General features: G+C 66.9%; 10 protein-coding genes. 7 read left to right on the top strand and 3 right to left on the bottom strand.

Going from position 1 to position 7,611, the window contains the following annotated elements; all coding sequences use genetic code 11:
• Together JWP60_RS14110 and JWP60_RS14105 are read right to left on the bottom strand one after the other, a co-directional pair.
• The coding region (locus JWP60_RS14110; RefSeq protein WP_299792337.1) for a class II aldolase/adducin family protein at positions 1–473 on the bottom strand (473 nt) is incomplete at its 3' end.
• 100 nt (positions 474–573) lie between these two features.
• On the bottom strand, positions 574–828 hold the full coding sequence (locus JWP60_RS14105) for a YkgJ family cysteine cluster protein (protein WP_299792334.1): 255 nt from the start codon (positions 826–828) through the stop codon (positions 574–576).
• 56 nt (positions 829–884) lie between these two features.
• Between JWP60_RS14105 and JWP60_RS14100 the strand changes: the two genes are divergently transcribed.
• The gene (locus JWP60_RS14100; RefSeq protein ID WP_299792332.1) at positions 885–1,034 is read left to right on the top strand and encodes a hypothetical protein; all 150 of its coding nucleotides are present in this window, start codon (positions 885–887) and stop codon (positions 1,032–1,034) included.
• Between the two features lie 180 nt (positions 1,035–1,214).
• Here the strand turns inward: JWP60_RS14100 and JWP60_RS14095 are convergent, their stop codons facing one another.
• Positions 1,215–1,796: an NAD(P)H-dependent oxidoreductase gene (locus JWP60_RS14095; RefSeq protein ID WP_299792329.1), complete on the bottom strand. Its 582-nt coding sequence runs from the start codon at positions 1,794–1,796 to the stop codon at positions 1,215–1,217.
• A gap of 107 nt (positions 1,797–1,903) precedes the next feature.
• On the opposite strand from JWP60_RS14095, the gene mnmG reads away from it, so the two are divergent.
• The 6 genes from mnmG to JWP60_RS14065 all read left to right on the top strand — a co-directional run bounded on the left by mnmG (position 1,904) and on the right by JWP60_RS14065 (position 7,497).
• Positions 1,904–3,856, top strand: a complete 1,953-nt coding sequence (gene mnmG / locus JWP60_RS14090; RefSeq protein ID WP_299792326.1) for a tRNA uridine-5-carboxymethylaminomethyl(34) synthesis enzyme MnmG — start codon at positions 1,904–1,906, stop codon at positions 3,854–3,856.
• On the top strand, positions 3,853–4,500 hold the full coding sequence (gene rsmG, locus JWP60_RS14085) for a 16S rRNA (guanine(527)-N(7))-methyltransferase RsmG (RefSeq protein WP_299792323.1): 648 nt from the start codon (positions 3,853–3,855) through the stop codon (positions 4,498–4,500). The genes mnmG and rsmG overlap by 4 nt, the downstream gene beginning before the upstream one ends.
• A 62-nt stretch (positions 4,501–4,562) precedes the next feature.
• Positions 4,563–5,177, top strand: a complete 615-nt coding sequence (locus tag JWP60_RS14080) for a LysE family translocator (protein ID WP_299792321.1) — start codon at positions 4,563–4,565, stop codon at positions 5,175–5,177.
• 11 nt (positions 5,178–5,188) lie between these two features.
• Complete coding sequence (locus tag JWP60_RS14075) at positions 5,189–6,001, top strand: AAA family ATPase (protein WP_299792318.1); 813 nt, start codon at positions 5,189–5,191, stop codon at positions 5,999–6,001.
• Positions 6,002–6,026: 25 nt separating this feature from the next.
• On the top strand, positions 6,027–6,566 hold the full coding sequence (locus JWP60_RS14070) for an alpha/beta fold hydrolase (protein WP_299792315.1): 540 nt from the start codon (positions 6,027–6,029) through the stop codon (positions 6,564–6,566).
• 1 nt (position 6,567) lies between these two features.
• The gene (locus JWP60_RS14065) at positions 6,568–7,497 is read left to right on the top strand and encodes a ParB/RepB/Spo0J family partition protein (RefSeq protein ID WP_299792312.1); all 930 of its coding nucleotides are present in this window, start codon (positions 6,568–6,570) and stop codon (positions 7,495–7,497) included.
• Positions 7,498–7,611: the final 114 nt, after the last annotated feature.

Below are 7,611 nucleotides of genomic sequence, written 5' to 3'. Positions count from 1 at the left end.
TGCAGCCGCGGCCGTTCGTCGTGGTCGAGGGCGACGCCTTCATAGTCGTGGTACGCGAGCTCGGGAATCACGAGCTGCGCGGTCTGGTTCAGCGGCTGCAGGCCTTCCAGGCACGACGCCACGGCGGTGCCGTCCGGCGTGTGCAGATGCATCACGCAGCCGGCGTCCTCGCGCACTTCGTGGATCGCCGAGTGGATGGTGAAACCGGCGGGGTTGATGCTGTATTCGCTCTCGGAAAGCTGGTTGCCGTCGAGGTCGACCTTGACCAGGCTCGAGGCGGTGATCTCTTCGAAGATCATGCCGTAGGGATTGATCAGGAAGTGGTGCTCGGGGCCGGGAATGCGCGCGCTGATGTGCGTGAACACCAGGTCGCTCCAGCCGTAATGCGCCACCAGCCGGTAGCAGGCGGCCAGGTCGACACGCAGCTGCCATTCTTCGGCGCTGACCACTTCGCGCAGGGATGCGATGTTCATGGCGGGGTTGCTCCTCCAGGTCACAGGACCCGTGCGGGCATTATTGGTTGGCCGCCAGCGGATGTCATCGCGGGGGACCCCGCCTGCTGTCGCCCGTGTTTCAGGGCGCCGTCTCGCGCTCCAGCGTGGCCAGCCAGCGGATCGCGTGCTCGCGCGAGGCGCCGCACATCGCGGGGGAGGGCTGCAACCCGCCGCAGACGGCGGGGCGCTCGGGCCGGCCGAAGATGCGGCAGCGGTTGGCGGCATCGAGTTGCGCACAGCGCACGCCCGCCGGCTTGCCGTGAGGCATCCCAGGAATGGGTGATGAGATCGAGGGCGCGATGCAGCACGCGCCGCAGCCTGGGCGGCAGTTCATGGTCTTTTCGCTCGCTGCCCGATCATGTGGCGACTGCCCAGCCCATGATCCGCTTCATGAACTGGTCGAACATGGGTACGGTGAACGCCGTATCACCGAAGTTCGGGCTCCAGATCATTCCTTTCACGATCAGTGAACTCCGCGTCGGTGCCAACGCGTGTTCCAACGGCTTCACAATCGCCTGGCGCGCAGCGTCGCAACATTAGCGAGATTACTGAAATATCCTAAACCTCCTAAACTCGGTTCAACTGATCTGACGCGGTGGCTAATCAGCTCCCCGCTCTTTGGCGCCTGACCGGCTTGCGTGCGGCATTCCGGGAGTAGGTGAGGAAAGATCGAGGGCGCGCCGCAACCGGTCACTCCATTGCCGTCTTGGCGCTGGCAGCTCATTCGGGCTGCAGGCGTGCTGCGGCCCACAAGACCTGATCGATCACGATTTGCGCGCGGGCCCGCGAAGCCTCGTCCAGCAGCCGCCCCTGGTCGTCGAAGGCGCTGCCGGCGCGGCCCAGGGCATAGGTCTGCGGCGCCACCCAGCACTGCAGGTTGAGCAGCAGCGGGATCAGGTGGCTCTGCGAACGCAGCCCGCCCAGCGCGCCGGGCGAAGCGCTCAGCACGCCCACCACCTTGCCGCGGCTGAAGCGGAAGTCGTCGTGCCATACGGCGTCGCCCTTGACCGGGCTCGACAGCCAGTCCAGCGTGTTCTTCATCAGGGCCGGGTAGCTGGCGTTGTACTCGGGCGTGCAGACGATCCAGGCGGGGTGCTCCCAGAACAACTGCTTCAGGCGCAGCACGTCGGGTGGCGTGCCCCTGGCCTCCAGGTCGGCGTTGTACATCGGCAGGTCGTAGTCGGCCAGTTCCAGGTGCGTGACCTCGGCGCCGCGTTCGCGCGCCATCGCCGCCGCCTCGCGCGCGAGCTTGCGGTTGAACGACGCGATGCGCGTGCTGCCGGCGAAGACGAGGACTTTCATGGGCCGATTGCACCACAGGCAGCGCGTCCGGCCACCCGCCCGTAAAATCAGGGCCGTCCCTGAACTGGCCCCTCGTGGCCCCCTGCGCCCGGCCCGGCGCTCCTCCCATGCTCTATCCAGAAGAATTCGACGTCATCGTCGTTGGCGGCGGTCACGCCGGTACCGAAGCGGCGCTTGCCTCCGCGCGCATGGGCTGCCGCACGCTGCTGCTCACGCACAACATCGAGACGCTGGGGCAGATGTCGTGCAACCCCTCGATAGGGGGCATCGGCAAAGGCCATCTCGTCAAGGAGGTGGACGCGCTCGGCGGCGCCATGGCCATCGCCACGGACGAGGCCGGCATCCAGTTCCGCATCCTCAATTCGAGCAAGGGGCCGGCGGTGCGCGCCACGCGTGCCCAAGCCGACCGGATTCTCTACAAGGCCGCGATCCGCCGTCGCCTGGAGAACCAGCCGGGGCTGACGCTGTTCCAGCAGGCAGTGGACGACCTGATGGTCGAGGGCGATCGGGTCGTCGGCGCGGTCACGCAGATCGGCATCCGCTTTCGCGCGCGCGCCGTGGTGCTGACCGCCGGCACTTTCCTGGACGGAAAGATCCACGTCGGACTGGAGAACCACGCCGGTGGCCGGGCGGGCGATCCGCCGGCCGTGTCCTTGTCGGCTCGGCTGAAGGAATTGAAGCTGCCCCAGGGCCGCCTCAAGACCGGGACGCCGCCGCGCATCGATGGCCGCAGCATCGACTTTTCGCTTTGCGAGGAGCAGCCCGGCGACCTCGATCCGGTGCCCGTGTTCAGCTTCATGGGCAGGGCGGCGATGCATCCGGCGCAGGTGCCGTGCTGGATCACCCACACCAACGAGCGCACGCACGCAATCATCCGTTCCGGCTTCGATCGCAGCCCGATGTTCACGGGTCGCATCGAAGGGGTGGGGCCGCGCTACTGCCCGAGCGTCGAGGACAAGATCAATCGCTTTGCCGACAAGGACAGCCATCAGGTCTTCCTGGAGCCAGAGGGCCTGACGACCAACGAGTTCTATCCCAACGGCATCTCGACCAGCCTGCCTTTCGATATCCAGCTCGGGCTGGTCAGGACCTTGCCCGGGCTGGAGAACGCGCACATCCTGCGGCCCGGCTATGCGATCGAGTACGACTACTTCGACCCGCGCGGTCTCAAGAGCAGCTTCGAGACGCGGCCTATTGCCGGCCTGTTCTTCGCTGGCCAGATCAACGGGACGACGGGCTATGAAGAGGCGGCGGCCCAAGGCCTGTTCGCGGGCATCAACGCGGCGCTGCAGGTGAGGGGAGAGGACGCGTGGCTGCCGGGTCGGGACCAGGCCTACCTCGGCGTGCTGGTCGACGACCTGATCAGCAAGGGCGTGACCGAGCCCTACCGCATGTTCACCAGCCGAGCCGAGTACCGGCTGCAGCTGCGCGAGGACAATGCCGACCTGCGCCTGACGGAGCAGGGCCGGCGCATGGGCTTGGTCGACGATGCCCGTTGGGACGCTTTCTGCCGCAAGCGCGATGCTGTTTCACGTGAAACAGAGCGGCTCAAATCGACCTGGATCAATCCGCGGATCGTGGATGCGGCCGATGTCCAGCGCGTGCTCGGCACTTCGATCGAGCGGGAATACAACTTGGGCGACCTGCTGCGCAGGCCCGACGTGAGCTACGGGTCGCTGATGTCGCTGCAGGGCGGGCGCTGGCGCAGCGATGCAGTGACGCCCGAGGCGCTCGGCGATCTCCACGCGCCGGTGGTGGAGCAGATCGAGATCGCGGCGAAGTACTCCGGATATATCGAGCGCCAGAAGGACGAGGTGGAGCGCGCCGCCCACTACGAGCACCTGAAGCTTCCGGCCGAACTGGACTACCTGCAAGTGCCTGCGCTCAGCATCGAGGTGCGGCAGAAGCTGAACAAGCACAGACCGGAGACGCTCGGGTTGGCGTCACGCATTTCGGGGGTCACGCCTGCGGCGATCTCGCTCCTGCTGGTGCACCTGAAGAAGCACAAATTCAAGGGCTTCGTCGAAGCGGCCAACCAGCCTGGCCAAGCGGCAGCATGAGCGAACTCGCGAACTCGGCCGATCGCCTGCGTGCGGGGGCAGCGCGGCTGGGGCTTGATCTCGATGACGCGCAGCAGGAGAAACTGCTGGCCTATCTGCAGCTGATCGCCAAGTGGAACAAGGTCTACAACCTCACCGCGGTCCGTCCCGAAGAGATGCTGGTGTCCCACCTGTTCGACAGCCTGGCCGTCGTGGCACCGCTCGCCGCGCAGACCGGGGGCAGGGCGCTTCGCCTGCTCGATGTGGGTTCAGGCGCCGGTTTGCCGGGCGTGGTCATCGCGATCTGCTGTCCCGGGATTCGCGTGGACTGCGTCGACACCGTCGGCAAGAAGGCGGCGTTCATCCAACAGGCCGCGGCGCAATTGCAGCTCGCCAATCTTCGCGGGGTGCATGACCGGGTGGAAAACCTCAGGGATCCCTACGCGGTGATCACCTCGCGGGCCTTTGCTTCCTTGCACGACTTCGTTGCTTGGTCCTCGGGGGCACTCGCCGACGACGGTATCTGGCTCGCCATGAAGGGCAAGCACCCCGAGGCGGAGATCGCAGCGTTGCCTGCCGATGTCGAAGTGTTTCACGTGGAACAGCTGCACGTCCCCGAGCTCGAGGCCGAACGCTGCATCGTCTGGATGCGTCGTCGTGCGTAAGGAAAGCGCGACAGGGCTGGCTGCCTCCGGGCGGTAAACTCGGCCTTCACCTGGAGGGGCGCATGCTTGGCGTTGCAGACTACGGCGCGTTCGTTGCCGCGATCCTGATCTTTCTTGCGATCCCCGGCCCAGGCAACCTGGCGTTGATCACCTCGACCGGCAAGGGCGGCATCCCCGGCGGCCTGGGCGCCACGTTCGGGATCATCGCGGGCGACCAAGTGCTGATGTGGGCGGCGGTGGCCGGCGTGGCCGCCTTGCTGGCCGCCTACCCCGCAGCCTTCCACGCGGTCCAGTGGCTCGGCGCCATCTACCTCGCATGGCTGGGCGGCAAGATGCTGCTGGCGAAACCCGGCAGCAAGCCCGTGCTGCACATCGAGCCGCATCACTACTTCCGGCAGGCCGCGCTGATCACGCTGCTCAATCCCAAGGCCATCGTGTTCTACATGGCGTTCTTCCCGCTCTTCATCGATCCGGCCCGGCACCAGGGAATGCTCACCTTCGGCGTGATGGCGGCGACCGTCGCGACGCTGACTTTCGCCTATGGCCTGGCCGCCGTCCTGCTCACCCACTTCCTCGCCGAGCGCATGCGCGCCAATCCGATCATCGGCCGCGTGCTGGAAAAGCTCGCCGGGACCTTCCTCATTGCCTTCGGCGTGAAGCTGGCGATCAGCAAGTAAGACAGGACTCCATGGCCAAGATTTTCTGCGTCGCCAACCAGAAGGGCGGGGTGGGCAAGACCACCACCACGGTGAACCTCGCCGCCGGCCTCGCCAAGGTGGGCCAGCGCGTGCTGATGGTCGACCTCGACCCGCAAGGCAATGCCACCATGGGCTCGGGCGTCGACAAGCGCCAGTTGAAGCAGACGATCTACGACGTGCTGCTCGAGTCGGCGACCGTCACCGAGGCGCGCGTGAAGAGCGCGCGCCTGGTGGAGGCGGGCTGCAGCTACGACATCCTGGGCGCCAACCGCGACCTGGCTGGCGCGGAGGTGGAGCTGGTCGACGTGGAGCGGCGCGAGCGCCGCCTCAAGGCCGGCCTCGCCAAGGTGGAAGCCGAGTACGACTTCATCCTGATCGATTGCCCGCCGGCGCTGTCGCTGCTCACGCTCAACGGCCTGTGCGCGGCCCATGGCGTGATCGTGCCCATGCAGTGCGAGTACTTCGCGCTCGAGGGACTGTCGGACCTGGTCAACACCATCAAGCAGGTGCACGCCAACCTGAACAAGGAGCTGGAGATCATCGGCCTGCTCCGGGTGATGTTCGACCCGCGCATCACGCTGCAGCAGCAGGTGAGCGACCAGCTCAAGGCGCACTTCGCCGAGAAGGTGTTCGACACGGTCATCCCCCGCAACGTGCGGCTGGCGGAAGCGCCGAGCTACGGGCTGCCGGGCGTGGCCTTCGATCCCGCGGCGCGCGGCAGCCAGGCCTTCGTCGAGTTCGCCAAGGAGATGGTGGATCGCATCACCAACATGGGGACCACGCCAGCCCGGCGTGCCGCCTGATTCTCGTGCTCCGAAAACAGTAGCAGTGAAACCGCGCAACGTCCTCATGCTCCCCGGCTGGCAGGGGAGCGGCCCCAAGCATTGGCAGACCCTGTGGGAGCGGCGGCATCATTACCGGCGGGTGGAGCAGCATGACTGGAGCACGCCCCTGCGCGGTGACTGGCTCGCGCGACTGGAAGACGTGGTGCTGTCCTGCGAAGAGCCGGCCGTGCTGGTGGCGCACAGCCTGGGCTGCATCCTGGCCGCGGCGTGGGCCGCGCATTCGCCGAATACCCAGCGCGTGAAGGCGGCCCTGCTGGTGGCCCCGGCCGACGTGGAGCGGCCCGAGATCCGGCCGCGCCTGCCTTCCTGGTCGCCGATCGAATTGCAGGCGCTGCCCTTCCCGGCGGTGCTGCTGGGAAGCCGCGACGATCCCTTCTGCGAACTGGAGCGCGCGCGCCTGTTCGCGCATGCGTGGAATGCGCAATTCATGGACTACGGAGCCTGCGGCCATATCAACGCCGACTCCGGGCTGGCAAGCTGGCCCGAAGGCCACGTCCTGCTGCAGGACCTGATGAAAGACTGAAATGGTGACGAAGAAACCGAAGGGCCTGGGCCGCGGCCTCGAAGCGCTGCTGGGACCGAAGGTCCAGGACCGCGCGGACAACGACGGCGATGCGGCCGGTTCCAACGCCGGCCTGCCGGCCTCGCTGATGCTGGTGGACATCGTGCCCGGCATGTACCAGCCGCGCACGCACATGGACGAGGGCGCGCTCTACGAGCTGGCCGAGTCGATCAAGGCCCAGGGCATCATGCAGCCGATCCTCGTGCGCAAGCTCACGGGCGGCGACAACGCGGGCAAGTACGAGATCATCGCCGGCGAGCGCCGCTTCCGCGCTGCCCGGCTTGCGGGCCTGGACAGCGTGCCGGTGCTGGTGCGCGACGTGCCCGACGAGGCCGCCGCCGCGATGGCGCTGATCGAGAACATCCAGCGGGAGGACCTCAATCCGCTGGAGGAAGCGCAGGGGCTGCAGCGCCTGATCAAGGACTTCGGCCTGACGCACGAACAGGCGGCGCAGGCCGTGGGCCGTTCGCGCAGTGCAGCGTCCAACCTGCTGCGCCTGCTGAATCTGGCCGACCCGGTGCAGACGATGCTGATGGCCGGTGACCTCGACATGGGCCACGCGCGCGCGCTGCTGGCGCTGGACCGGGCGGCGCAGATCACGGCGGCCAACCAGATCGCGCAGAAGAAGCTGTCGGTGCGGGAAGCGGAATCGCTGGTGAAGAAGCTCGGCGCCGAGTTCAACCTCACCTCGCCCAACAAGCCGAAGAAGGAAAAGTCACGCGACCTGCGCCGCATCGAGGAGGAACTCTCGGACCTGCTCACCGCCGAAGTCGAAGTGCGCGTGAAGAAGCGCGTGAAGCGGCACGGCCGCGTGGAAGAACTGGGCGAGGTGAGCATCCAGTTCGGCTCGCTCGAGGAACTGAACGGCTTGATCGATCGCTTGCGGGGCTAGCTGTCTTGCTCCTTCCCCTTTCGGGGGAAGGTTGGGATGGGGGCGCTCCGCGATCGAACGAGCGCCGCAGCGCCCCCACCCCGACCCTCCCCCGGAAGGGGAGGGAGCAATAGC

It is taken from the genome of Ramlibacter sp. (genome assembly GCF_028291745.1).
Lineage (GTDB): Bacteria > Pseudomonadota > Gammaproteobacteria > Burkholderiales > Burkholderiaceae_C > Ramlibacter.
The sequence above is the reverse complement of the archived record's forward strand: the minus strand, read 5'-3'. Positions and strand labels throughout refer to the sequence as shown.

Excerpts from the sequence above, each read along its gene's own strand:
- JWP60_RS14105 (WP_299792334.1), bottom strand. The coding sequence starts at position 828 with ATGAACTGCCGCCCAGGCTGCGGCGCGTGCTGCATCGCGCCCTCGATC.
- JWP60_RS14100 (WP_299792332.1), top strand. The coding sequence starts at position 885 with ATGAACTGGTCGAACATGGGTACGGTGAACGCCGTATCACCGAAGTTC.
- JWP60_RS14095 (WP_299792329.1), bottom strand. The coding sequence starts at position 1,796 with ATGAAAGTCCTCGTCTTCGCCGGCAGCACGCGCATCGCGTCGTTCAAC.
- mnmG (WP_299792326.1), top strand. The coding sequence starts at position 1,904 with ATGCTCTATCCAGAAGAATTCGACGTCATCGTCGTTGGCGGCGGTCAC.
- rsmG (WP_299792323.1), top strand. The coding sequence starts at position 3,853 with ATGAGCGAACTCGCGAACTCGGCCGATCGCCTGCGTGCGGGGGCAGCG.
- JWP60_RS14080 (WP_299792321.1), top strand. The coding sequence starts at position 4,563 with ATGCTTGGCGTTGCAGACTACGGCGCGTTCGTTGCCGCGATCCTGATC.
- JWP60_RS14075 (WP_299792318.1), top strand. The coding sequence starts at position 5,189 with ATGGCCAAGATTTTCTGCGTCGCCAACCAGAAGGGCGGGGTGGGCAAG.
- JWP60_RS14065 (WP_299792312.1), top strand. The coding sequence starts at position 6,568 with ATGGTGACGAAGAAACCGAAGGGCCTGGGCCGCGGCCTCGAAGCGCTG.